This window comes from Streptomyces olivochromogenes (genome assembly GCF_021538895.1).
In the GTDB taxonomy this organism is placed as follows: Bacteria; Actinomycetota; Actinomycetes; order Streptomycetales; family Streptomycetaceae; genus Streptomyces; species Streptomyces olivochromogenes_A.
Map to the genome: position 1 here is coordinate 1 of NZ_JADDRL010000108.1, position 24,613 is coordinate 24,613.

23 protein-coding genes are annotated in these 24,613 nt (G+C 70.7%); 16 read left to right on the forward strand and 7 right to left on the reverse strand.

Annotated elements, in window-relative coordinates:
• Nucleotides 1-257 precede the first annotated feature (257 nt).
• The 8 genes from IPZ69_RS36690 (at nt 258) to IPZ69_RS47565 (ending at nt 8,669) form a co-directional block, all read left to right on the forward strand.
• Nucleotides 258-1,679 carry a DEAD/DEAH box helicase gene (locus IPZ69_RS36690; protein ID WP_374295101.1) on the forward strand — a complete coding sequence of 474 codons (1,422 nt, stop codon included), beginning with the start codon at nt 258-260 and terminating at the stop codon, nt 1,677-1,679.
• Between the two features lie 584 nt (nt 1,680-2,263).
• A complete protein-coding gene (locus IPZ69_RS36695) occupies nt 2,264-2,887 on the forward strand; it encodes a TetR/AcrR family transcriptional regulator (protein ID WP_268835508.1) in 624 nt (207 codons plus the stop codon).
• Nucleotides 2,888-3,060: 173 nt separating this feature from the next.
• Nucleotides 3,061-4,194 carry a sugar ABC transporter substrate-binding protein gene (locus IPZ69_RS36700; protein ID WP_235459032.1) on the forward strand — a complete coding sequence of 378 codons (1,134 nt, stop codon included), beginning with the start codon at nt 3,061-3,063 and terminating at the stop codon, nt 4,192-4,194.
• 72 nt (nt 4,195-4,266) lie between these two features.
• Nucleotides 4,267-5,358 (forward strand): hypothetical protein, encoded by a 1,092-nt coding sequence (locus IPZ69_RS36705; RefSeq protein WP_235459033.1) that lies wholly within the window; start codon nt 4,267-4,269, stop codon nt 5,356-5,358.
• 100 nt (nt 5,359-5,458) lie between these two features.
• Complete coding sequence (locus tag IPZ69_RS36710; protein ID WP_235459034.1) at nt 5,459-6,115, forward strand: response regulator transcription factor; 657 nt, start codon at nt 5,459-5,461, stop codon at nt 6,113-6,115.
• The gene (locus IPZ69_RS36715; protein WP_235459035.1) at nt 6,112-7,275 is read left to right on the forward strand and encodes a sensor histidine kinase; all 1,164 of its coding nucleotides are present in this window, start codon (nt 6,112-6,114) and stop codon (nt 7,273-7,275) included. The genes IPZ69_RS36710 and IPZ69_RS36715 overlap by 4 nt, the downstream gene beginning before the upstream one ends.
• Nucleotides 7,276-7,357: 82 nt before the next feature.
• Entirely contained in the window at nt 7,358-8,065 is a 708-nt protein-coding gene (locus IPZ69_RS36720; RefSeq protein ID WP_235459036.1) for a DUF3152 domain-containing protein, read from the forward strand.
• Nucleotides 8,066-8,120: 55 nt separating this feature from the next.
• The gene (locus tag IPZ69_RS47565) at nt 8,121-8,669 is read left to right on the forward strand and encodes a VanZ family protein (protein ID WP_235459037.1); all 549 of its coding nucleotides are present in this window, start codon (nt 8,121-8,123) and stop codon (nt 8,667-8,669) included.
• A 204-nt stretch (nt 8,670-8,873) separates the two neighbouring features.
• Here IPZ69_RS47565 and IPZ69_RS36730 read toward each other — a convergent pair whose 3' ends face one another.
• Both IPZ69_RS36730 and sigJ read right to left on the reverse strand, forming a co-directional pair.
• Nucleotides 8,874-9,197, reverse strand: a complete 324-nt coding sequence (locus IPZ69_RS36730) for a hypothetical protein (protein ID WP_235459038.1) — start codon at nt 9,195-9,197, stop codon at nt 8,874-8,876.
• A gap of 96 nt (nt 9,198-9,293) precedes the next feature.
• Nucleotides 9,294-10,229, reverse strand: a complete 936-nt coding sequence (gene sigJ / locus IPZ69_RS36735) for an RNA polymerase sigma factor SigJ (protein WP_235459039.1) — start codon at nt 10,227-10,229, stop codon at nt 9,294-9,296.
• Nucleotides 10,230-10,410: 181 nt separating this feature from the next.
• Between sigJ and IPZ69_RS36740 the strand changes: the two genes are divergently transcribed.
• From IPZ69_RS36740 to IPZ69_RS36750, 3 genes are all read left to right on the forward strand, one after another.
• Complete coding sequence (locus tag IPZ69_RS36740) at nt 10,411-10,791, forward strand: DoxX family protein (RefSeq protein WP_235459040.1); 381 nt, start codon at nt 10,411-10,413, stop codon at nt 10,789-10,791.
• A gap of 367 nt (nt 10,792-11,158) precedes the next feature.
• Nucleotides 11,159-12,565 carry a matrixin family metalloprotease gene (locus IPZ69_RS36745; RefSeq protein WP_235459041.1) on the forward strand — a complete coding sequence of 469 codons (1,407 nt, stop codon included), beginning with the start codon at nt 11,159-11,161 and terminating at the stop codon, nt 12,563-12,565.
• Between the two features lie 247 nt (nt 12,566-12,812).
• Nucleotides 12,813-13,613: a bestrophin-like domain gene (locus tag IPZ69_RS36750; protein ID WP_235459042.1), complete on the forward strand. Its 801-nt coding sequence runs from the start codon at nt 12,813-12,815 to the stop codon at nt 13,611-13,613.
• A 71-nt stretch (nt 13,614-13,684) separates the two neighbouring features.
• Here the strand turns inward: IPZ69_RS36750 and IPZ69_RS36755 are convergent, their stop codons facing one another.
• Complete coding sequence (locus IPZ69_RS36755) at nt 13,685-15,655, reverse strand: phosphocholine-specific phospholipase C (protein WP_235459043.1); 1,971 nt, start codon at nt 15,653-15,655, stop codon at nt 13,685-13,687.
• Between the two features lie 29 nt (nt 15,656-15,684).
• Complete coding sequence (locus tag IPZ69_RS36760) at nt 15,685-17,448, reverse strand: endonuclease/exonuclease/phosphatase family protein (RefSeq protein WP_235459044.1); 1,764 nt, start codon at nt 17,446-17,448, stop codon at nt 15,685-15,687.
• 480 nt (nt 17,449-17,928) lie between these two features.
• Here IPZ69_RS36760 and IPZ69_RS36765 point away from each other — a divergent pair, with 480 nt between their 5' ends.
• Complete coding sequence (locus tag IPZ69_RS36765; RefSeq protein ID WP_235459045.1) at nt 17,929-19,233, forward strand: hypothetical protein; 1,305 nt, start codon at nt 17,929-17,931, stop codon at nt 19,231-19,233.
• A 45-nt stretch (nt 19,234-19,278) separates the two neighbouring features.
• Here IPZ69_RS36765 and IPZ69_RS36770 read toward each other — a convergent pair whose 3' ends face one another.
• From IPZ69_RS36770 to IPZ69_RS36780, 3 genes are all read right to left on the reverse strand, one after another.
• Complete coding sequence (locus IPZ69_RS36770; protein WP_235459046.1) at nt 19,279-20,223, reverse strand: CU044_5270 family protein; 945 nt, start codon at nt 20,221-20,223, stop codon at nt 19,279-19,281.
• Nucleotides 20,216-20,863 carry an RNA polymerase sigma factor gene (locus tag IPZ69_RS36775; protein ID WP_235459047.1) on the reverse strand — a complete coding sequence of 216 codons (648 nt, stop codon included), beginning with the start codon at nt 20,861-20,863 and terminating at the stop codon, nt 20,216-20,218. The genes IPZ69_RS36770 and IPZ69_RS36775 overlap by 8 nt, the downstream gene beginning before the upstream one ends.
• A 117-nt stretch (nt 20,864-20,980) precedes the next feature.
• On the reverse strand, nt 20,981-21,970 hold the full coding sequence (locus IPZ69_RS36780) for a helix-turn-helix domain-containing protein (protein WP_235459048.1): 990 nt from the start codon (nt 21,968-21,970) through the stop codon (nt 20,981-20,983).
• A 193-nt stretch (nt 21,971-22,163) separates the two neighbouring features.
• On the opposite strand from IPZ69_RS36780, the gene IPZ69_RS36785 reads away from it, so the two are divergent.
• The 4 genes from IPZ69_RS36785 to IPZ69_RS36800 all read left to right on the forward strand — a co-directional run bounded on the left by IPZ69_RS36785 (nt 22,164) and on the right by IPZ69_RS36800 (nt 24,566).
• On the forward strand, nt 22,164-22,925 hold the full coding sequence (locus IPZ69_RS36785; RefSeq protein WP_235459049.1) for an SDR family NAD(P)-dependent oxidoreductase: 762 nt from the start codon (nt 22,164-22,166) through the stop codon (nt 22,923-22,925).
• A 158-nt stretch (nt 22,926-23,083) separates the two neighbouring features.
• Nucleotides 23,084-23,602: a SigE family RNA polymerase sigma factor gene (locus IPZ69_RS36790; protein ID WP_374295113.1), complete on the forward strand. Its 519-nt coding sequence runs from the start codon at nt 23,084-23,086 to the stop codon at nt 23,600-23,602.
• A complete protein-coding gene (locus IPZ69_RS36795; protein WP_235459051.1) occupies nt 23,595-24,290 on the forward strand; it encodes a hypothetical protein in 696 nt (231 codons plus the stop codon). Before IPZ69_RS36790 ends, IPZ69_RS36795 begins: the two co-directional genes overlap by 8 nt.
• Nucleotides 24,291-24,398: 108 nt before the next feature.
• The gene (locus IPZ69_RS36800; protein ID WP_235459052.1) at nt 24,399-24,566 is read left to right on the forward strand and encodes a hypothetical protein; all 168 of its coding nucleotides are present in this window, start codon (nt 24,399-24,401) and stop codon (nt 24,564-24,566) included.
• Nucleotides 24,567-24,613 lie beyond the last annotated feature (47 nt).

A 24,613-nucleotide genomic window follows, 5' to 3' on the forward strand; every position in this document is an offset into this window, starting at 1 on the left:
CGCGCCGTCCCCGCGTCGGCAACGGTCGGTTGATGAGCCAACTCGGCCGGACACCAGGGGTGTTCAGGTGCGGACCAGTTCCATCGCCTGCTTCAGGTTGTGCTCGGCGAGGCCACGGGAGGCCCGGGCGGTGTGCCCCGTGCTAGTCTCGGACGTTTGCAGCGTCGCTGTGTCGGTGCCCGGTTCGCGGTCCCTGGCCGGTGGCCGCGTCCCCGCCGCGCCTTCCTCGGTACGGTCCCTTCGGAGGAAGGCTTTCTGTGAGCGAATCAGCACGTGCCGATGCCCGGCAGCAGGATCAGGTGTTCGAGGCGTCGGGCGCCACTGCGGCTCTGCCCCCGGCGGCGTCCTTCGCGCGGCTGGGGCTGCCGACCGAGGTTCTGCGGGTGCTCGACGAGCACGGTGTGACGGTGCCCTTCCCCATCCAGGCGGCGGCGCTGCCGGACGCGCTCGCGGGGCGGGACGTCCTGGGCCGGGGCCGCACCGGATCCGGCAAGACGCTCGCCTTCGGCCTGGGGATGCTCGCCCGGACGGCCGGGCAGCGCGCGCAGCCCAAAGAGCCGCTGGCGCTCGTTCTGGTGCCCACCAGGGAGCTGGCGCAGCAGGTCGCCGAGGCGCTCACCCCGTACGCCGAGGCACTCCGGCTGCGGCTCGCAACCGTGGTGGGCGGAATGTCCATCGGCCGGCAGGCCTCCGTGCTGCGGGACGGCGCCGAGATCGTCGTCGCCACGCCCGGTCGGCTGCACGACCTCATCGAGCGCAAGGGCTGCCGACTGGGACGGGTGCGCATCACGGTCCTGGACGAGGCCGACCAGATGTGTGACATGGGGTTCCTGCCGCAGGTCACCGAAGCCCTGGACCAGGTGCGTCCCGACGGGCAGCGCATGCTGTTCTCCGCCACCCTCGACCGCGATGTCGACCAGCTGGTGCAGGACTACCTGCGCGATCCCGCCGTCCACTCCGTGGATCCCTCGTCCAGCGTGGTCTCCGCGATCGATCACCACGTCTTCGTCGTGCACGGCCCGGACAGGTACGCCGTGACCACGGAGATCGCCGCCCGGGACGGCCGCGTCCTGCTGTTCCTGGACACCAAGCACGGCGTCGACCAGCTCACGCGGCATCTGCGGTCCAGCGGCGTGGCCGCCGCAGCCCTGCACAGCGGGAAGTCCCAGCCGCAGCGCACCCGGACCCTGGCCCAGTTCAAGAACGGGCAGGTCACCTCGCTGGTCGCGACGAACGTCGCCGCACGCGGCCTGCACGTCGACGACCTGGACCTCGTGGTCAACGTCGACCCGGCCACCGACCCGAAGGACTATCTGCACCGAGCGGGCCGCACGGCCCGGGCCGGCCGCTCCGGCACCGTCGTGACACTCGTCCTGTCGGGACAGCGCCGCGAGACGAGCCGGGTCATGGCCGACGCCGGCGTCGCCCCCAAGGTCACCAAGGTGCGGTCCGGCGAGGCGGAGCTGAGCCGGATCACCGGCGCCAAGGCCCCCTCCGGAAAGCCCCTCGACGGCGGGCCGACCGTACCGCGCCCCAAGAACCACAACGCCCCGTTCCGCGGCCTGGGCAGCACCAAGGACGCGAAGGGCGGCTCCGGTGGCAGGCCGTCCCGCAAGAGCAGCGAGGCCCGCAAGCTCGCGGAGGCCCGCGAGGCGGCCCGGGTGCGGCGCGGCGGCTGAGCCCGGCCTCCCGGACCGACGGGCGGTGTCCTCACCTACGCTGCTGGACGGACACGTGGGACCGGAGATCGGCCGGGGCGCTTCGGACGGCGTCACGTACGGGTGACCCTGCGCAGGGGGAGACGTACAGACGACAGAGAACGGCGCGAACCCGCCACGGCGGATCGGTGACCACACCGTCGAGCGAGAGCCGACCTCGGGCGGCATGGGGACGGTCTGCCCGGCTGACCGCCACCGGGGCGGCCTTCGAGACTCCCGGACACCTCGCGCCCGAGCAGGCGCGAGGCGACGAATTCGGCGGTGCCGCCGATGTGTTCGCGCTCGGGGCCGTGCTCGTCGCGGCGGCCGGAGGCAGCGCGTCAGCCGCCGGCCGCTCCCGAGCGCGACCCGCACCGCCTCTCCGCCGCGACAACCCGCGCACCTTACGGGAGCCTCGACACGGAGCCGATTGATTTCTTCAACGCAACGCGGAATATCGCTCCGTTTGGCGCGGCGAAGCGTGCGCGGATTGGTCGGCGAGCGCTTGCCCTGGCATCATGAGTAAACGGAACCTGTCTCCGATATCAAGTCGAAACGGCGTTCCGATGAGCGGGCTCGGCAGTGAAGGGAACGGCGCGGTGAAGGACGGCGACGAGGGCGCGGGACGCGCGGCCCGGTCCAAGCGGGCGGACGCCCGGCGCAACGAGGAGACCCTGCTCGACGCGGCCGCCGCGGTCTTCGTCGCGTCGGGCGTGGAAGCGCCGGTGCGTGACATCGCGGCCAAGGCCGGCGTCGGGATGGGAACGATCTACCGCCACTTCCCGACCCGGGCGGATCTCATCATCGCCGTCTACCGGCACCAGATCGAGGCCTGCGCCGAGGCCGGTCCGGCCCTGCTGGCGAGCTGCCCGACTCCGCACGCCGCACTGGGCCGATGGATCAACCTCTTCGTCGATTTCCTGGTGACCAAACACGGACTCGCCTCTGTCCTCCGGTCCGACGACGCGAGCTTCGAGACGCTGCACAGCTGCTTCATCGACCGCCTCGTTCCCGTGTGCACCGAATTGCTCGAAGCCGCGACCGCCGCCGGCGAGATCCGCTCCGACGTGGATGCGTACGAGCTGATGCGCGGTGTCGGGAACCTCTGCATCGGCGCCGACCACGATGCCCGCTACGACGCGCGCCGCATGGTCGAGCTCCTCGTCGCGGGACTGGGCCGACCGCGCTAGCCGTCGGCGGCCGGGCGGCTGATACCAGCCACGAGCACAGCACCGTCCCTGGCCTGACTCGGCCACGGATTCGCCATTTGTTACGACAACATCTTGACGTGTCACACTACTCACGCTTTGCTATCGGCCACTCAGGACGCAAGGTTGCTCCTTGGCTCGGAAGGCCCCGTGAAGTGAACACTCGTACCAGCCGTAAGGCCGCTGTGCGCCAGACCACCACAGCTCTGGCCGCCATCTCGTCCGCGCTCACGCTCGCAGCGTGCGGCGCCCTCGGCGGAAACGGCGTAGGCAGCGGTTCCGCGTCCCCGAGGCGCGACGACATCAAGGTGGGGCTGCTCCTGCCCGACCGGGACACGGCGCGCTTCGAGAAGTTCGACTACCCCATCATCAAGAAACAAGTCGACTCGCTCACCCACGGCAAGGGCAAGGTCGTCTACGCCAACGCCGAGGCGAGCGTGGAGAAGCAGAGCCAGCAGTTCCAGCGTCTGGTGGAGCAGAAGGTGGACATCATCCTGGTGGACGCCGTCGACGCCAAACGCATCGCGCCGGACGTGCAGAAGTCGAAGGACGCGGGCATACCCGTCATCGCGTACGACCGCCTGGCGGAGGGCCCGATCGACGCGTACATCTCCCACGACAACGAACTCGTCGGCCAGGTGCAGGGCCGCGCGATCGTCGAGGCGCTCGACGGGAAGGGGTCGAGCAGCAAGGTCGTCATGATGAACGGCGACCCCGCCGACCCGAACACCGCGCGCTTCAAGGAGGGCGCGCTCGGCGAACTCGACGGCAAGGTCGACATCGTCAAGCAGTACGACACCGACAAGTGGTCGCCCGCGGTCGCCAAGGCGCACATGAAAGAGGCGATCCAGTCGGTGGGCCTGACCAACATAGCCGCCGTGTACTCGGCGAACGACGGCATGGCGGGTGCCGCCATCGACGCGCTCAAGGAAGCGGGCGCGAGCAAGATCCCGCCGGTCACCGGGCAGGACGCGAACCTGGACGCGGTGCAGCGGATCGTCGCGGGTCAGCAGTACATGACCGTGTACAAGTCGTTCCTGGAGGAGGCCACCAACGCCGCGGAGATGGCGGTGAACAAGGTCCAGGGCCGTGACATCGCCTTCGACGCGCTCACCCGTGACAAGGTCGACAGCCCGACGCAGAAGGACATCCCCGCGATGCTGGTGCCGGTCGTCTCCCTCACGAAGAACAACATCAAGGACACGGTCATCGCGGACGGCGTCTACACGGTCCGGCAGATCTGCACCCAGGCCTACGCGTCGGACTGCGCCGCCATCGGGCTGAAGTAGTCCCGCACTTGCGAACGGGGGCCGGGGCACGGCCCTCGCCACGCTGTCAGTCGGGTCCACTACCTTCGGACCATGTCGATCACTGCACAACTGCGCGACTCGGTGCGGCTCCCGGGTGGAGACGCGCTGGTCAACGGCTTCGCCTTCGAGAGCCGCCGGGACGGGCCGCGCCGGGCACTTCTCCAGAACGGGCACGAGCTGGAGGTGTACGACCTGTCCGAAGTCTTCGCGGGCGAGCGCGCGCCGGCCGCCGTCTTCCCGGTTCCCTGGCCGGGTTGGGACCGCGGTGTCCATTCGGTCTGCCCCGACGGCTCGTTCGCGGTGTTCTCGGGCCAGCGCGCGGTCAGGGCCGTGAGCGCGGGCGGGGAGACATTGTGGGAGTACCGGCACGGCTGCTGGGGCCCTGAGATCGGTCACCCGCACTCAGGGGACGAGCAGGAGGTGTGCCGCGGCCTCGAACACGGGTCGTGCCGGGTCTCCGACGACGGCCGGTTCGTCTGGGCGCATGTGGTGATCGAGCCGGAGAGGCAGGACCTGCAGGAGCACCAGGAGTACGACGGTCAGGACTGGCAGGAGTACTGGGTCGTCCTGGACGCCCGGTACGGACGAGAGGTGACCCGGCTGCCGCTGGACAGTGCGGCCTCCGGTTCACACCATCTCTCGCACCCGGACGGTGTCCACATGGGCCTGTGCATCGGCATGGGCCAGGACGGCATCCTGCTCCACTGGGCGCGCTGGGACGGCGAGAAGCTGAGCGCCTGGGACCTCAACGAGGGCCTGGACCGCATCCTGATGGACGTCCACGCTGAGCATCCCGGCTTCCTGACGGTCGAGCACTATGGAGCGGACCTGCGCCTGCACGCCCTGGACGGCACCGTGCTCGCCGAGGCCGCACCCGAGCCGGCCGACGACGAGGAGCCGCGCTCCTGGGACTACGCCAGCGGCTTCCTCGACGCCGACACCGTCATCGCCACCACGGTCGAATCGGACGAGGACCCGGACGGGGGCCGCCACTGGCTCCTCGACGCCCACACCCTGGAGATACGTGGGGCGCTCACCTATCCCACCGGACCGGTCGGCTCCTATGTACGTCCGCTGGGCGACGGCACCTGGCTCACCTACGACGACCGGAGCGAGACGCTCAACCGCTGGCAAGGCGCCTGAGGGCGGCCCGCGCCCCGGAGTGAACGCGAACTCCCCGTCCTCCGTCTCGTCAGGGTGGATGCCGGGGAACGGCGGCACCAGGGCGAGGGGTGGGTACGGCATGCGCATTCTGGTTGTCGAGGACGAGGAGATGCTCGCCGACGCGATCGTGCGGGGACTGCGCCAGGAAGCGTTCGCGGTCGACGTGGTGCACGACGGGGAGGCGGCCCTGGAGCGGCTGGCCGTGAACGCGTACGACGTGGTGGTGCTCGATCGCGACCTGCCCCGGCTGCACGGTGACGAGGTGTGCCGGCAGACCGTCGCGTCCGGGACCGACGTACGGATCCTCATGCTGACCGTGTCGACGACCGTCGCCGAGAAGGTCGCCGGGCTCAGCATCGGGGCCGACGACTACCTTCCCAAGCCCTTCGCGTTCGCCGAACTGGTCGCCCGTATCCGCGCCCTGGGCCGTCGGGCCCGGCCGGCACCACCGCCGGTGCTCGAACGCTCGGGCATCCGCCTCGACCCCCATCTACGCGAGACGTACCGGGACGGACGTCGCGTGGACCTGTCGCGCAAGGAGTTCGCGGTGCTGGAGGAGCTGCTCCGCGCGGACGGCGCTCCGGTCTCGGCGGAAGCCCTGCTGGAACGCGTCTGGGACGAGAACATCGACCCGTTCACCACGATCGTCCGAGTCACCATGCGAGGGCTGCGCCGCAAACTCGGCGCCCCGCAGGCCGTGGAGACCGTCACCGGTGTGGGATACCGCGTCCGATGACCTTCACCGACACGCGGACCGACCCCGCCGCCCGACACGCGTCCTCCTGGCGAGGGAGTCTGCGACTGCGGCTCACCGCGGTGTTCGGCCTGCTGTTCTTCGTCGCCGCCGCGGCGGTTCTGGCCGGGTCCGTCATCCTGGTGCGCAACAGCATGCAGTACGGCCTGGACGTCGCCTTCTCATACACCCACCCGCCCGACGATGACGCGGGCACCAAGAGCGTCATCATGGAATCGATGCGCAGGAACCTGCTGACCAAGGGCGGTCTGACCGTCCTGGCGGTGGGTGCGCTCGCCACGTCGGCCGGCTGGCTCGCGTCCGGACGTCTGTTGCGCCCGCTTCATCAGATCACTTCCACCGCCGAGCGCATCGCCGGGCGGACGCTCCACCAGCGCATCGACCTCGACCTTCCTCCCGGCGAGGTGAAGCGGCTGGCCGACTCCTTCGACCAGATGCTCGACCGCCTGGACAGCGCGTTCGCGGGCCAGGAACGCTTCATCGCCAACGCGGCGCACGAGTTGAAGACTCCGCTCGTCATCAACCGGACCCTGGTCGAAGTGGCCCTGAACCGGCCCGACGTCCCGTCCGAGATGCAGCAGTTGGGCGAGCAGCTGCTCGCCGTCAACGCGCGTCACGAGCGGCTCATCGATGCCCTGCTCACCCTCGCACGAGCCGAGGACGCGCTGACCGACCGTCACCCGCTCGACCTGGCGGACCTCTGCACGACCGTCATCGAGGCCGCCGAACCCGAGGCGTCCCGGCAGGAAGTGCGCATGACCCGGCGACTCGCGGCCGCGCCCACGGTCGGCGACCCGATCCTGCTGGAGCAGTTGGTACGCAACCTGGTGGAGAACGCGGTGCGCCACAACCGGCGCGGCGGCCACCTGGAGGTCACCACGCGGCGCGGCGCGCGGTGGACACAGGTGGAGGTGACCAACACGGGGCCGGCGATCTCCGTGCACGAGATCCCCGTGCTCTTCGAACCCTTCCGCCGCCTCACCGACCGGGTCGGATCGGCGCGCGGCAGCGGTCTGGGCCTGTCCATCGTGCGGGCGGTGGCCCAGGCGCACGACGGTGACGTGGCCGCCGTGCCACGCCCCGGCGGAGGCCTCACGGTATGCGTGACGCTGCCGGCCCGGCAGGTCAGCGCGCCGAAATGAAGCGCTGCTGAGAGGCCCGTCGATCCGGGCGTGAGGGCGAACGCTCACGCCCGGTTCACATCGCGGTCGGTCCAATGGCCGTATGAGGCACCGCCAGACCACCAGGAAACACTCATGGCGCACCGTCGCCCTGCCCGTCGCCATGCTGGGAGCGCTCGCCGCCGGCCTGTACGTCGGGACCGGGCACGACGACGGCTCGAAGGGGAGCGCCGCATCCACCGGCAACGTGCCAGAACACGGCACCGGAGACTTCACTCCGGCCGTGGGCGGTTCGGCCGTGGCAGGCAAGGGCAGGCCGCTGCGCTACGCGGTGGACGTCGAGGACGGCATCGGCCAGGATCCGAAGGCCTTCGCCAAGGAGGTCGAGCGCATACTGGCCGACCCACGCGGCTGGACCAGGAGCGGTGCCGCGTTCCAACGCGTCGACCGGCCGCCGTACGCCTTCACGGTGCACCTGGCCTCTCCCACCACCACGGACGAACTGTGCAACCGCTACGGCCTCGACACCGGTGGTGAGGTCAACTGCCAGGGCGGCACCGAAGTCGTGGTCAACCTCAGACGCTGGCTGTTGCTCAGTCCCTACTACCGGGGCCGGCCCGCGACCTATCACGCGCTGATCATCAACCATGAAGTCGGGCATCGCCTGGGCCGTGGCCACGAGGGCTGCCCCGGCTCGGGCAGCCCTGCCCCCGTGATGATGCAGCAGATCAAGGGGCTGCACGGCTGCAGGCCCAACGCCTGGCCGTACGACCGCGACGGTCGGTCCCTCGGCGGCCCGGCCGCCCCGTGAACCACGGCGCCGCCCGGCCCCGCCCACCGCACCTGTCCGGCCCGAAGGACCTTCCGTGATCACAGCAGTTCTGCATGCCACCCCTCTCTTCTGGCCGGGGACCCTGCTCTCCGCGCTGGCCGCACTCCTGTACAGCCACCGGATCGGCCGCCGGCTCGACGTGACGCCTTTCACCGCCTTCCTCCTGGTGCTCTCCCTCGGCGGCATCGTCACCCTCACGCTGCTTCCGGACATCGGCGGCCACTACATGGAGAACATTCGCTACGCGAACCCGGCCTGGCAGAAGAGCTGGCACATACCGCAACCCGCCGAAATGGGCACCGTCAACCAACAGAGCCTGAACGTGGCCCTGTTCGTGCCGCTCGGCGTGGCCATCGGCCTCATCCGCCCGCGGACACGAGCCGCACAGCTGGCGGCCGCGGCCGCCGCCCTGCCGTTCGGCATCGAAGCCACGCAGTACGCCGTGCCGTGGCTGCTGCGCGCCGCCGACACCCAGGACATCGCGAGCAACCTGCTCGGCCTCACCCTCGGCCTGACCGCCCTCGCTCTGCCCAGCCGCCACGGCGCGGCGGGCAAAGCGGCGGAGCGGGTGCTGGTCGGGTAGCCGGTCCGCTCAGGCGGCTTCGGTCGGGAGTCCCGCGCCGGCCCAGTCCTCTATGGAGCGCCGCGGCGAGTCCGGCCGACGTCCGCCGCATCGCCCTCGCGGCGACTTCCTGATGGGCGGCGTGGGCTTCCTGCTCGTTGAACAGCGTGTCGCCATAGGGATCGACCCGACCGAGCTTGCCCGAGCCGTGCCGGTCCAGCAGGCTCAGCGTCCCTCGGCACCCTCACTCTTCTCACTACCGTTCTCGCGGGTCCGGCGGTCCAGGAAGTCGATCAGCTTCACTTCCGAACGCACAAGCCGTTCCCGCTGCTCACCGGGGAGGGCCGCCAGAGCGTCAACAAGGACTCGCTTCCGGGGGACGTACACCATGTTGCCGGAGTAGATACGGCAGCCGGAACACCAGGCAAGTCCGACGCATCGCTCGAACATGTCGGACTCGGGCGGATAGAAGCGGTACTCGTACGAGCGGACCGGCGTCCTACAGGCGACGCAGAACCGCTGCTCCCCGTCGAGGACCGTGTCCCACATCCCGACCTTGCGCCAGCGCCGGTGCCCGTCGGATGCTCTTCAAGTCGTCATGCCGAACATTGTCTCCCATGGCAGGCTCGGCAACAGGCGCTCGCCTCAACCCGTCGTCCAAGGCCGGAGCTTCTCGGGGTTCCGCACGGCCCAGATGCGCTTGATCCGGTCGCCCACGACGTCGAACGCCATCACCAACACCGTGGCACCGTCCTGCAGGGCCACCAGACCGGGCTGGCCGTTGACCATGCGCTCCAGGAGGGTCGCCTCGGCCGCCTTGGCGACGACGTCGACCAGGTAGCGCGCGATCCGCTCGCCGCCGTCCACCGGGCGCAGCGCGGCCGCGACGAGGCCGCCGCCGTCGCCGATCGCCGTGGCGTCGGGGTCCAGGAGTCCGATGAGGGCGTCGATGTCGTTGGCTTCCCACGCCTGCTTGAAGTCCCGGACGATGTCGGCCCGTTGGGCGAGGGGAGTCGCGGGAGACTGTGACGCGCGGATGCGACGGCGGGCCGACGAGGCCAGTTGGCGACAGGCCGCCGGGGTACGGCCCACGATCTCGGCCACTTCGGGGAAGGAGTACTGGAAGACGTCGTGCAGGATGAACGCGACGCGCTCGGCGGGGGTCATCGAGTCGAGTACGACGAGGAAGGCCATGTTGATCGACTCGTCGAGGGTGACGCGGTCGGCCGGATCGACGGTGGTGCCGTCCGACGGGCCGTTCATCCACTCCGTACGATCGGGCAGCGGCTCCGGGATCCATTCGCCGACATAGCGCTCCCGTCGGGCCCGTGCCGAGCGGAGCAGGTCGAGGCAGACGCGGCTGGCGACCTTCGTCAGCCAGGCGCCGGGGGACGCGATGGCCTCCTGCTGCGCCGGGGACATGGCGTACCAGCGGGTGTACGTCTCCTGTACGACGTCCTCGGCGTCGGCGAGTGAGCCGAGGAGCCGGTAGGCGAGATTGATCAGCTGACGCCGCTCGCCCATGATCGCGCTCAGGCCCGGATCGAGCCGATCGTTTTCCGGCTCGGACTGCGTGCTCATGTTCCGCCGACTCCCTTGGTCGCAACTGCCCTTCAGCGGTCCGACGAGACAGCGCACCGAACTGTGAGGCCGACGCGGAACACGCCGCGGGCACCTCACATCCCGAGGGGTTGTGTCGTCGTACTGCCGAGACGCACACCTTGCACCACCGGCACCCCCGTTTCCCATAAGGAGAACCTTCATGAACATCGCTCTGTGGATCATTGCCGGACTGCTGGCCGTGGCCTCCCTGGGCGGCGGTGCCCTGCTGCTGGTCCAGCCGAAGGCGAAGCTGGCCGCCTCCGGCTGGGCCTGGGTCGAGGACTTCGGCTCCGGCACCATCAAGACCATCGGCGGCCTCAAGGTCCTGGCCGCGGTGGGTCTGATCCTGCCCGCCGCGCTCGACATCGCCCCGGTGCTGGTGCCGCTCGCCGCTGTCGGCTGGGTGCTGCTGATGGTCGGCGCGATCATCACGCACGTCCGCCGGCACGAGCCCCCGGCGGTCGTGGTGAACCTGGCCCTGCTCACCCTGGCCGCCTTCGTGGTGGTGGGCCGCTTCGGCCCCGAGTCCTTCACCGGCTGACCCGACGCGAGGCCCGGGTCTGGCGAGCCTCGCGCAACTGCGCAACTGCGTGTCATACGCGGACACACGCGGGCCTGCGTTGCCCGACGGCGGCACGGCGCTCCATGCGGCGTAGCCGCCGTAGGGTCAACGGCCTTGCGCGACCTGGGACTTTCCGCGGCGGCGTCTCGGGAGTGCTCACGCGTCGCTCGCGCACACAACCGGAGGGGGACGATACCCGCCCGGCCTATGGACGGCTCCCCGCGGCCCGCTGAGGATCGCACCACCTGATAGCCGGTCGCCGGCATCGAGCGCCGACAGCCAACCGCGCACTGCCGGACGACCGCACCCGCACTTCCTCGCATCCGCACCTTGAGCAAGGAGCGTCATGTCTGCCCAAAGTGGAAAGGCCGCGGGTGGCCCACCCGCCGTCGCACCCTCTCCAGGCGACGCCAAGGTCGCCACGGACTACCTGCGCACCTTCGGTTATCTCCCCGAGGACGTCCCTCTCGAAAGCGACGCCGGACGCGCCGCGTTACGCGCCTCACAGGCCATGGCGCTGCTGCCGACCACGGGCGCCGTCGACGAGGCCACCCGCAAGGTCTTCGAACAGCCCCGCTGCGGCTTCCCGGACCGGCAGGGCACGGAGGAGCCCGGGCACGCCAAGTCCCCTGGCGGCATTGGTGAGTTCGTCGCGTTCGGCACCGTCTGGGACCACGCGGTGATCACCTACCGCATCAACAACCTCAGCCCCGATTTCGACGGGGACCGGCAGCGGGCTCTCATCCGCGAGGCCTGGGCACGCTGGGCGGCGGTCGTCCCGCTGGTCTTCGAGGAGACCACCGCCACGCCCGACGTCGAGATCAGGTTCGCCCAGGGCACGCACGGCGACGGTTCGCCGTTCGACGGCCCCGGCAACATACTCGCTCATGCCTTCTTCCCGCCGCCCAACGGCGGCGCCCTCGCCGGGGACGCCCACTTCGACGAGGACGAGCGCTGGCAGGACGGCATCCGGGCCGGCGGCTTCGACCTGTTCACGGTCGCCGTCCACGAGTTCGGGCACTCGCTCGGCCTGAACCACACCTCCGTGCCGAACTCGACGATGAACCCGTTCTACCCCACGCCCAGCACACCGGCGGCGGACGACCGGGCCGGCGTACGGGAGATCTACCGGCGCCACATCTGGGCCGCGTCCCTCTACCGCGACGTACTGGGCCGTCGGTTCGACAACAACGGCCTGGACTACTGGGTGCGCAAGCTGTTCTCCAACACCAGCGCCGACCAGGTGGCCCGTGCCTTCCTGTACTCGCTGGAGAACTCGGGCCGCCTGGCCACCGACCTGTACTTCACGCTCCTCGACCGCGCCCCCGAGCCGGCCGGCCTGAACCACTGGCGCACCCAGCTCGCCGGTGGCCTCGGCCGTCAGGCCGCGATCGTCGCCTTCCTGGACAGCGCCGAGTACCGCGCCAAGTATCCGGCCGACGACGCCTTCATCGACTCGCTGTACCGACGGCTGCTGCGCCGCCCGCCGGACGCCGGCGGCTTCCAGTACTGGAAGGCCGCGATGGCGGGCGGGATGAGCCGCTACGAGGTGGCGCGTGGCTTCGTCCTGTCCGACGAGTACTGCCGGGCCTACGCCCGCAGCCTCTACCTGCGCTATCTGCGTCGTGAACCGGAGCAGGCGGGCTGGGACGGCTGGACCGGCCGGCTCAAGGCGGGCCTGAACCACCAGGACGCCGAAACCGGCTTCGCCGCCTCACCCGAGTACCAGAACGCGGTCGTCAACTGGTGGTGACACACAGGTGGCACGCACCCGGAGCGTGTACGCCCCGAGAGGCGCACGCTCCGGGGAAGCCGACAGTCGCCGCATTCGGCTGTTCGGTCCAAGCAGCGAGGTGACCTCCCGGGCGTCGCGAGCGTGGCGCGTCTCGACCTGTGATCATGCGGCCTTGGTTGCAGTGATCGAGGAGGAGCGTCGGGCCGCGGGCAAGTGGTGTCGCCCCGCCGAGTGACGCTCACGGGAACGCGTTGTGGGTGATCTGGTGGACTGGTTGACCTCGTTGCCGGCGTTGGTGCTGGTCGCGGGCTGGCTCTTGCTCGCCCTGCTGGTCGCGGCGGTGGCGCGGGTCGGTGTCCGGGCGCTGGTACCGGCCACGGAACAGGACCGGGTGCCGCAGATCGCCATGCCCCTGATGCCTACGCTCGGCGCCGCCTTCGCGATCTTCGCGGCCCTCTCGCTGGCGAGCGAGGCCGGCTACCTGCGCGCGGCGGAGGGCCTGGTGAGCGACGAGGCGGCCGCGGCCTCCCGGCTGGCGTGGGCGGCGACCAGCCCACGGATCCAGCCGGAGCCCATCCACACGGCACTGCGGGACTATCTGCAGACCACGCGGGCCAAGGAGTGGAGCGGCGCGGCAGCGGCGTCCGGTGACGACCCGAGCACCGCTCGCGCCGTCGCACAGCTGGAGCGGAGCGTGCGCACCGAGGCGGCCCGGCCCGAGCTGGGTTCCCCGGCCAGTACGGAGTTGCTGGTCTCCCTGGACGGCGTCACCACCAGTCGGCGCGCTCGCATCGCGGCCGCCTCGCGGGACGTCCCCTCGCTCTACGTCGTCACCCTGGTGGTCAGCGGACTGGCCCTGATCGTGAACGCGGGCGCGCTGACCTTCCGCAGCAGCCTGCGCACGTCCCTGCTCATCACGGGCATCGGGAGCGTGGTCGGGCTCAGCCTGGCGTTGCTCTTCGCACTGAGCGCGCCATGGAACGGACCGTTCATCGTGAGCGGGCATCCGCTCGACGCCGTCGTCCAGGATCTGAAGTCGGGTTTCTTCCACAGCGGGCCGAGCTGACCCACGGGTGGGACCGGTCGCCCGCCGCGGCCGGCGACCGGTCCCACCCGACGTGCCTCACCCGGCCGGGCTCACCCGGCGTGCACGGTACCCGCGTAGCGCTGGGCGAACCGGGTGCCGGTGCCCGCGGTGACGGTGAGGTCGTACCGTCCCTCGTCGGTGCGCCAGGCCAGCCGCGTGCGGTCGCCCGCCTTGACCCACACGGTCTGTTCCTTGCCGGCGAAGTCGTTCGGCGTGACCGTGAAGGCCACGTCGGTGCCGCCGGAATTGCGCAGTTCGAGTTCCACCGTCGCGCTGTCCGGGCGCCCGGGCTGCCGCAGCCGGGCCGTGACCGACGGAACCGCCACGTCGTCCTGGCCCTCGCGGACGACCGTCCCGGAGTAGCGGCGCACGAAGCCGTCGGCGCCGTACACGGAGAAGTCGTAGCGGCCGTCGGTCTCGGCGGCGTCCCACACATGGGTGCGGGACGAGCGCGGCGGGACCGTGAACGGCGTGCCGGTGAAGGGCTGGGCGATGTTCGGCAGCACGGTGAAGTGGTAGCCGACGCTGCCGTCGTTCGTGAGCGTGCAGGTGACCTTGCCGGTCGTCCGGTCGACCGTCACGTCGGCCCACGGCCGGTAGGGCAGCGCGCGGTGCCGGCGCCGGCCCTCCTCCTGGGCGGGCATGGACTGCTCGGCGGGCAGTTCGACCGGCGGCAGACCGTTGTTGGCGTCGGCCTTCGCCATCAGCGCGACGGTGTCCGGCAGCCCGGGAACGCTGTAGTCGGGCTTGGCGAAGTCGAAGCAGCTGGTGAGGTCGCCGCAGACGGTGCGCCGCCAGTCGGAGATGTTGGGCTCGCGCACACCGGTGACCCGCTCCAGGAAGCGCAGCACCGAAGTGTGGTCGAAGACCTGGGAGTTGACCCAGCCGCCTCGCGACCACGGCGAGACGACCCACAGCGGCACCCGGCTGCCGAGGCCTATGGGCTTGCCGTTGGCGAACTCGTCCTTGGTGCCGGGTTCGGGGAACGGCGGGATGACGTGGTCGAAGTAGCCGTCGTTCTCGTCGTACATGAGGAGGAAGACGGTGTGCTTCCACACGTCGGGGTTGGAGAACAGCGACTGGAGCGCGGTGTTGACCCAGTGGGCGCCGTAGTCGGGGCTGGCGTTCGGGTGTTCGCAGAACAGGTAGGGCGCCACCAGCCAGGAGACCGTGGGCAGGGTGCCGTCCTTGCAGTGCTTGTCGAACGCCGTGAGGTCCCACTTCGTCATGGCGTTGATGTAACGCGGGTCGTCCTTGGGGAACTCGTGGAACTGCTTGAAGTACGACAGCGCGTTGTCGTCGTAGTCGCCGTTGCGGTCGTCGGAGCCGTCGGGGTTGTGGTAGACGCGCCAGGTGATGCCGGCCTGCTCCAGGCGTTCGGCGTACGTCGTCCAGTCGGCCACCGGGTTGTTCGTGACGGGCGTGTTGTCGGTCCAGGGGCCGGTGGTGCCGTCCACGCCGGGGCCCGCGGTGCCGGTCCACAGGTAGAGGCGGTTGGGGTCGGTCGGGCCGTTCAGGGAGCAGAAGTAGCCGTCGCAGAGGGTGAAGGCGTCGGCCAGGGCGTACTGGTAGGGGATGTCCTCGCGGGTGAAGTAGCCCATGGTGCGTTCGCCCTTGGACTGCACCCACTTGTCCATGGCACCGTTGTTGACGGCGCTGTGGCCGGTGTCCCAGTCGTGCGGGAGGCCGCCCGCGTTCTGCGCGTTGTACTTCGTGGTGTCCATCCGGAAGGGCAGCAGGTAGCCCTCCTTGCGGCCCCGGTCGGGCTGGCGGAACACCGAGTCGCCGCTCGCCAGGACGGTCGCCTGGCGGTCGCCGAAGCCCCGTACGCCGTTCAGGGTGCCGAAGTAGTGGTCGAAGCTGCGGTTCTCCTGCATCAGGATCACCACGTGTTTGACGTCGGCGATGCTGCCCTGGCGGGCGTCGCGGGCCGCGGCCTCCGCGGTGCCGGGCAGGCCGGCCGCGACGGCGGCGCCTGCCGCGGTGGTGCCGATGAAGGTCCGGCGGCTGATCTCAGTCATGGGAGGAAGGCCCTTCGGGTCGTACGGGGTCAGCCGCGGGCGGACAGGGAGAAGGTGACGACGGCGGCCGCGTGGTCGGACGGCCAGCCGTTGGCGGAGGTGTCCGGCACCGGACGGGGCCAGCCGGTACACAGGCTGTGCGCCTCCAGCACCTTCAGCCGACCCGCGAACTGCACCTGGTCGATGCGGTCCTGGGGTTCCGCGCCGCCGCCCTCGTGCTGCGGTCTGACGGGGGACCAGGTGGTGCCCGGGGACTTCACCGGGTTCGGGTGGGCGTCGCGGAAGGCGTCGACGAGGCCGGCCTTCTCCAGGGCCTCGGTGACCGCCCAGCGGACCCGGCCCACTCCCCCGTGCGCGGGTGCGGTCCGGCTGGTCCAGTCGAGGTGGGACGGCGAGGCGAGACCGGCCGCGAGCACGACCGGCTTGCGGGTGGCGATGTCCGACCGCAGCGCGGCGAGCAGCGCCTGCACCTGCCGGTAGCGCACCGTGCCCTTCTCCGCCGCCTCGACCTGCGCGGGCGTCCGGCCCGCCAGCAGCGCGTACGGCCCGTAGTCGGCCTCGTCGAGCTGCGCCGTCCACAGGCGCACCGTGCGCTCGCCGGGCAGGCGCAGCGTCGCCGCGGCGGCGGGCAGTTCGGCGGTCGGGGCGACGACGTCGGTGAGCGGGTAGCGGCTCACGATGCCGAGGCCACCGGCCTGGTGCGCATGCCAGCCGAGCGCCCCGGCGAGCTTCTCGGCCCCGTTGTCACCGCACTCCTGGAGCGCCACGACGTCCAGGCCCTGGGTGAGCACCAGTCGCAGCTGCTTCTCCAGGAACCCGTCGACGTGGGTGCCGGCGTCCCACAGGTTCAGCGTGGCGACCTTCAGCCGCAGCCGCTCCCGCGCCGTGCGCACCGGCACGTGAACGGTGACGGTGTCGCTGCCGACGGCGCTGTCGGTGACGGCGGCCACCACCCGGCCGGGCCGCCACGGAGCGAAGACCGGGACCTTGCCGCTGACCGTGCCGTCCGCGGCCACCGAGAGCCAGGGGTCACCCGCGACGCGCTCGAAGGTCGCGCTGCCCGCGGCATTGCCCTCGGGCCTGATCCACAGTCCGCCGAGCCGCACCGAGAAGGCCGCACCCGCGGTCTGCGCCTCGGTGGTGACGGCGTCCACGACCGCGTGCGGGCGCGGGATGACCGGGCGGACGGTGAAGCTGAACGGCTCGCTGCGGGCGAGGATGCCGTAGCCGTCCTTGGCCAGCAGGTACGCGCTGAAGGGCCCGCCGCTGAGTCCGGAGGTGTTGATGGTGATGTCGCCGGAGGCGCCGGGGGTGTACTCCCACGCCAGGGAGGAGCCGTGCCCGGGCTGCCGGTCGCCGTCGTAGACGCCGACCCAGTTCTTCGCGTCGGGCGCGTCGGTCGCCCAGTGGAAGGAGACCTTGTCGCCCTCGTGCGGGTGGGGTGTCGTCAGCGTGATCGAGTTGCCGGCGGGCGCTCCGGCGAAGCTGAAGGGCTCCGTCCTGGCGAGGATGTCGTAGCCGTCCTTGGCCAGCAGATACACGGTGTACGGGCCACCGCTCAGGCCGGAGGTGTCGAGGGTCGTCTGCCCGCCGGAGCCGGGCGTGTACGCCCACACGAGAGAGCTGCTGCCGCTGCGGGGCTGGCGGTCGCCGTCGTAGACGCCGATCCAGTTCTTCGGGTCGGGCGCGTCGGTCGACCAGGTGAAGGTCAGCTTGTCGCCGCGTTGGGGAGGCGTGGTGGAGCCGAGCGCGATGCTGCTGCCGGAGGCGGCGGCCTGTGAGAGGGGTGGCACGGTGTTGGGTCCTCTCCGCCCCGGGTGCTGTCATGGCAACACCCGGATGGGCAAGTTGTCTAGATAACTTTGCCCCCAAGGAAGCCGTTCCTCGGCGACGGATCAGTGAACGACGAGTTACCTCCGCACGGTAAGTAGACGGAAGTCTGAGGATCGCCTGTGCGGCTCGAACGTCCGGCTCTGGCCCCCAACAACCCTTCTGAGCAGCGAAATTACCAGGTCGCGGGACTTCGCGACCGGCCCTGGAAACGGATTTCGCACCGCCCCGCCAAACGACTGCCGAGGCAGGCACGGCGCGCTGCGCCGCTCGTCCGACTCACACCCTGCTGTGCACACAGATGGGACCGGAGACACTCGCCGGGCCCGCCGACGACCTGGACGCCCCGGGCCCGGGCCCTCACCTCCTGGACAGTGAACAGGTGCGCCCTGAACCATGTCCGGGTGAATGAGGCGTTGAAGCAGGCTGGTACGGATGAGGACGTGGCACGGGCGTGGTTGCGTGGGCTGACGTGCAATCCGGCTCTGCCGGGTGCGGTGCTGCGGCGGCTGCTGGAGTTCGAGCAGCTGTCGACGAGCCCGCGATGGCTCACCTGGCGCAAGCTCGACGCGGAGGCCACGGCCATCGTGGTGGCGGCGACGCGGAGGGAGTTCCGGCTGGACGTCCTGGAGAACGCGTCCGCCGACGTCGATGAGCTGGCGCGGCTCGCGCACGACGAGGATCCCCATGTCCGGTTCGTCTACGCGGCCCTGCTCGCCGAATTCGGACGCCGGATTCCGCCAGGAATGCCGGAGGTCCTGGCCAGGGACTCGGATCCGAAGGTCAGAAGGACGGTCGCCCGCTGTCCGGGACTGCCGCACGCCGTGCAGGACCGGTTGGTGGAGGACGAGCATCCCGGTGTACGGGCCGCGGTGTTGGGCCGGGAACTGTGGGAGCGGCTCGCGCCGCCGGTCCGTGAGCGGCTGCTCGACGACCCCGCTCCACAGGTGCGCGAGAAGCTGGCCGAGCTGCTGCGCGTCGAGGTCGAGGAGGAGCCGGAGCCGGAGGTGCCCACGGCCCAGGCCCGGGTGACGCACGCCGACCCGCGCATCCGGCGGGAGGCCGCCGGTGACCCGGACGTGCCGCTCGCGCTCGCCCTGCGGCTCGCCCACGACCCCGAGGACACGGTCCGGCTCGCCCTGTCGATGCGGGAGGACCTGACGGAGGAACAGCGCGCCACGATCTCGTACGAGATCCCGCCCTGGGTTCCGGAGCCGCGCTGGATCCAGGAACGGGCGACCGCGCCGGAGCAGGCCCTGCGGATCGCCACGTCGGCGCACCTCGGGCTGCGGCGGGCGCTCGCCATGCAGCCGCACCTGCCGGACGACGTGGTGGCGCGGCTGGCCGCGGACGAGGATCCGGAGGTACGGAACCTCCTGTGTCACCACTGTCAGGACGCCCCGCACGAACTGCTGGTGGAGGTGTACGCCACCGCGGAGGAGCGGTCCTGGTTGCGTCTGCGGGGGCAGCCCAACTTCGCCAGGCCCGGTCTGGCCCGTTTCGCGAACGATCCCAACCCCCGGCTGCGGCATGCCGCGTTGGACGACCCGGAAGCCGGTCCGGAACTGCCGCTGCGGCTCGCCGACGACCCGGAGGTGGGCGAGTGGGCGGTACGTGACCCGAGGTTCCCCGCCGACGAGCTGCTGCGGCGGCTCACCCTGCCGGACAGCGCCCGCGCGGCCGCCGCCAATCCGACGCTGCCGCCGGCGGTGATGCACCAACTGGTGGACCTCGCCGGGGACCGGTGACCGGTACCCGCCCGTCGACGGCCGTCGGCTTCCCCGGCAGGCAGCTCAGTCGCGCTCGCCGATGCGGTCGACCACCTGGATGTCCCGCAGACTCCTGGTCTCGTAGTACCAGCCGGTCTGCTTCCACTCGCCGTGCACCTTCTTCGGCACACTCCCCTTGGTACGCAGGCCCAAGTAGTCGTACGTCCCGCGATCGAAGAGGAAGGTGAAGGACGCCTCGGGGTACGAGACCCCGACGGCGCTGCGGCCTGCGACGTCCACGTCGTCGTAGTCCAGGCGGATCCGGGGAAGCTTCGACAGCGCTTCGAAGGCGGCGGCCTGCAGGCGTGGCGGCATCACACGCGGCCCCATCAGCAGCATGCACCCTTCGAAGAAGGCCCGCCTGTCCGCCATCGGGCTGCCGGCCTGACCGAGCCTGAACTGAGCCAGGAGCCGGTCGGGATCCGTCGGCATGTCCTGGAGCTTGGAGTAGACGGTGGGTGGCCACCTCACCTCGTGCTTGCCGAGCGGAGGGTCGTTGTGGACCTTGCCGTGCTCCTCACGCCGCGAGGGCTTCGAACCGTCCACCGACATCCAGCTCTCGTCGGTCCAGGTCTTCGTCCTACCGTCCTTCACCGGTGTCCGCGTGACGTAGGTCTTGGTGTAGAAGTACTGGTCATCACGTGGCACGGGCAGGTCGCCGCCCGCGGCACGCGACCTGGCGGCGGCCTTGCGCAACACCTCCGTGGCGCTGACCGCGCCCAGCCGAGGCTTGTGGTCGCCCTCGTCGTCGTTCGCCACCACGACGGCGACGCCCACCGCTGCCGCCGTCAGGCCGGCGAGCGTGGCACGGAACACGAGTCGTCGACTCAGTTCACGTCCGCGGGGCGCTGCCCTGCGGGACTCTTCGGCCATGGCGGCTCCGAGGCGGGCCCGGGCGGCGGCGCGTACTTGGTCGGACGGCCCCTGTGCGTCCGTCTCCCATGCCCGCAGCATCGTCATTTCATCCATGATCAGTCTCCATCCGAGGCACGGTCGACGTGGTGAACTCCGGTCCGCCCAGGGCCCGTCGCAGCTTGGTGCGGGCCCTGTGCAAGCGGGAGCGCACCGTGCCGACGGGCACGCCCAGGGCCTGCGCGGCCTCCGCGTAGTCGAGTTCTCCCCAGGCCACCAGCAACAGCACGTCCCGGTGCCGGGCGGGCAGTTCGGCGAGGGCACCGGCCAAAGCGCCGTCCGTCCCGCCGGCATCGAGCTCCTCGACGACCCCGTCGGCCGGACTGCCGTACTCCCGGCCCGAAGACAGGGACGCCATGCGCGACAGCGCCCGCAACCGACGGGCCTCGTCCCTGCGGTGACGGCCGATCAGATTGGTGGCGATCCCGTACAGCCAGGGCCGCGCGTGCGCCTGCGACACGTCGTAACGCCGACGACGCTGGAACGCGATCACGAACGTCTCCGCCATCAGGTCGTCGGCGGTGTCGGAGCCCAGACGTCGTGCGATGTAGCGGTGGATGTCGTCGGCATGACGGTCGAAGATCACGGCGAACGCGTCGGGCGTCTTCCAGGACCGCTCGATGACCGACCCGTCGGAGCCACCGCTCGCATCCGCCGCCGTGACGCTGTCGGCACCGGCACTCGGCAGGACCGTCACGCCTCACCTCTGTGGTTCATTTTCATATCCCTCGAAGCCGTGTACTGGACGCCTACTGTTCGCCGATACCGGCCGTCGAGTTCCATCCCGCCAAGTGACCTGCGTCACACTGCCCGGTCAGGCCACCCCAGTCGACCCGAGCGAACGGGCGTACTCGGTGGGCGTCCGGCCGTAGCGCTTCTTGAAGGCGCGGATGAAGTGGCTGCTGTCCGCGAACTGCCAGTGGGCCGCGAGTTCCGAGACGCTCGGGTGGCCGGACGGTGCGGTGAGGGCGAGCCGGGCCTCCTCCAGGCGCCGGCTGCGGATGTAGGCGGTCACCGACTCCCCCGCTGTGGCGAAGGCGCGTTGGAGAGTGCGTACGGAGACATGGAGTTCGCGTGCCAGGGTCGTCGAGGACAGTTCGGGATCGGCGAGTCGGTGGTTCGCGAGGTCCTTCGCGGCCTGGACGAGCGCGGGCGCCAGTCGGGGCTCGATGTCGTCGAACCGGCCTCGCGCCACGGCCTTGGCCAGCTCGATCAGGGTGCTCCGGGCGGCCTGGACTCCCGCCGGGCCGAGGTCGGTCATCGTCGTGTGGATCATGTTCGCGTGGGCCACCAGCAGACGGACCTCCGCCGACCGCGCCGGCCCGGTGACGATCCGGTCCGCGAGGAGGGGTTTGAGCAGGTCGGCGGGGAGGACGACGACCTTCGCCGTCGTGTGCGGCGCCGTGCGGAAGTGCGCGGGCCGCCCGACGTGCCGGAGCAGGAACTGCCCTGCCGACACCGTGTGTTCGCCGCGCGCGGGCGGGCCGTCGAGGGTCCATGCGCCGCGCCGGACGACGTACATCCGTACCTGGTCCTCGACGCCGTTGACGGCACCGGCGGTCCGGGTGGCCGAGGCTCCGTGGAGGTCGGTGATCGCCGCGTCGCGCACCCTGGCGACGCGGAGCCTGACCCGGAAGTCACTGGTGGTGTCCGCGCTGAAGGTGGGCAGCCGGAAGCCGTCGCCGATCCGCGTCTCCCACTCGCGCCGGAAGGTGTCGAATGCCGACGGAACGCCGCTCGGCGTCCTGGAGTCCAGGCTGAACGCGCCACGCGACCCGTCGGACTCCGCCGCGGTGCCGGTCATCACCCGTCGAGCCCCCTCCCCTTCGTCGCTACGACGGTAACGCGTGGCGCCGATGTTCCACCGGGCCGGCGCTGCCGTCCAAGCGGGTGCGGCGCCGGTCTTCCTAGGCTCCGGTGGCAGGGGCGATCCCCTGAATTCCCGAACAACACACAGGAAAGCCGAGGAAGTTGTGAACCATCACCATTCCGGCCGCGTGACCGTCGTCACGGGTGCCGGTACCGGGATCGGGGCGGCGATCGCGCACCGGTTCGCCGCCGACGGATACACCGTGGTGCTCGTGGGCCGCACGAAGGAGACGCTGCGGCGGACCGCCCAAGAGGCGGCGGAGGGCGCGGACATGCATCCGTGGGTCGCGGACGTCTCGGACCTGCCCGCCGTCACCGCGGTCATGGACGGCGTCGCCGAGCGGTTCGGGCGCCTGGACGTGCTGGTCAACAACGCGGGCGTGGCGATTCCCGGCACCGTCGACCGGATCGGCCCGGACGACTACCGGACCATGATGAGCACCAACGTCGACGGCGCCTTCTTCGCCTCGCGGGCGGCGCTGCCCCATCTGCGGGCGGTCCGGGGGTGCATCGTCAACATCGGATCCGTGGGCGCGCTGCGCGGAGACTGGGGCCAGGCCGTCTACGACATGACCAAGGGCGCGCTGGCGAACCTGACCGACGTGATGGCCCTGGACCACGGCCGCGAGATCCGTGTCAACGCCGTCCACCCCGGCGTGACGCTCAGCAGCCGGTTCCTGCGCGACGCGCTGGCCGAGGGCACCCCGCTGCGCGAGCGCTTCACGGACCGCGTACCCATGGGCCGACCGGGCGAGCCGTCCGAGGTGGCCGCGGTCGTCGCCTTCCTCGCCGGACCCGACGCCGCGTATCTCAACGGGGTGCACATCCCCGTGGACGGCGGCCTGACGGCGTCGAACGGCCAGGCGGACCTCTATCGGATGGACGGCTGACGACGGGGGCGGTTCTCCGTGGACAGGGGTTGAGCAAGTCTTCTCGTACGCGACCAGGTTCCCCGTAACATCCGGCTGCCCCCGGGCGTGTTCATGGCAGAGACAGTCAAGCCATCGGGACATGTACTCGACGGACGGGGACAGGGACGGGGATGGGGATGCCGACGCAGTCGGGGGAATTCGACGCGTTCTACGCCGCCACCGCCAAACGCCTGGTCGCCACGGTCTATGCGATGACCGGCGACCTGGGCGAGGCGGAGGACGCGGTGCAGGAGGCGTATGTACGGGCATGGCAACGCTGGTCACGGCTCACGCGCGAGGGGGATCCCCTGCCGTGGGTCCGCACGGTCGCGACGCGCTTGGCGATCAGCACGTGGCGCCGGAAGCTCGGGCGCGTGCGCGCACACTTCCGGCACGGCGCGCAGGCGGACGTACCCGAACTCTCCGCGGACCGGGTGGCGTTGGTGGCCGCGCTGCGCGAGCTGACGCCCGACCAGCGGCGGGCTGTCGTCCTCCATCACCTCCTCGACCTGCCGGTGGAGCAGGTCGCGCGTGAGACCGGCGCCTCCAACGGTGCCGTACGCACCCGGCTCAGCCGGGCCCGCAAGATCCTCGGCGAGCGACTGGCCGACGTCGACTCCACTTTCATCAACGAGAGGATGTCCAGCCATGGCTGAGGTCGAGGAACTGCTGGACGGGGTCGCGGTGCGGCTGCCCGCCGCCTCGGACGTACGCGCGCGGGGAGACAGGCGGCTGGCCCGACGACGGGGGGTCGCCGTCGCCACGGCCGCCCTCGCCCTGGCGGGGGGCCTGACCTGGGCGGTGCTGCCGGAACACGGCCAGGAGGAGACACGGCCGTCACGGCCGCCGACCGCGTCACGGACGAGCGAGGTGGGACACACCCCGTACAAGAAGGACGGAGTCGTTCTGCTGCTGAAGGAGAACGAACTGCCGCTGTACGCCAACTGGCACTGGCGGGCAGTCGACGAACCGAGCCAGGACACGCTCCTCTCACACATCGGGGACGCGGCCTCCTGCGGAGGCGTGGACGAGGCCATCGAGAACTTGAGCGGGGCGTGGCGCTATGAAAGGTACTATCGCGGCGACCGGAAGGCCCTGGCCCGTCACGGTTACACCGAATACGACAGCTCCGCAGAAGTCACGGCCGCCGTCAACGGCCTGCGCGCGGCGCTGGCCGGCTGCGGTCTGAAGAAGGACGGCGAGGCTACGGACATCCGCGGGAAGGCCTCCGACACGTACTCGGGCACCAACGAAGACCACCGACAGACACGATTCGTCGTCGCGCACGGCGATCGCTGGGTGTCCGTGATCGTGGAACTCGGCGGCAAGCCACTCCGTCACTGACCCGGGCCGACGAAGGCGGCCGGGGCGGCTCACGGGGGCTGGTCGACGACTCGCCTCGCGCGCAGACCCCGGACGCCGGCCCCGGCGGCACGGCCCTGGGCTGTGGCCGTGCTGCTCATCCACGACGGGGAGACCGCCGCTGACGCGCCGGGCCTGCGGACCGGCGGGGTTCCGCTTGTTCCGGAGGGGTTCGCACATACCGGGATCGTTCTGACAGAAGAAGACCGCGACCACGCCGATGCCGATGGCTGGGACGCCAAGGGCGGCGCACGATAAGACCCCGGACTGCCCCCGCTGCCGCGCGCATGACGTTCACGGCGGAA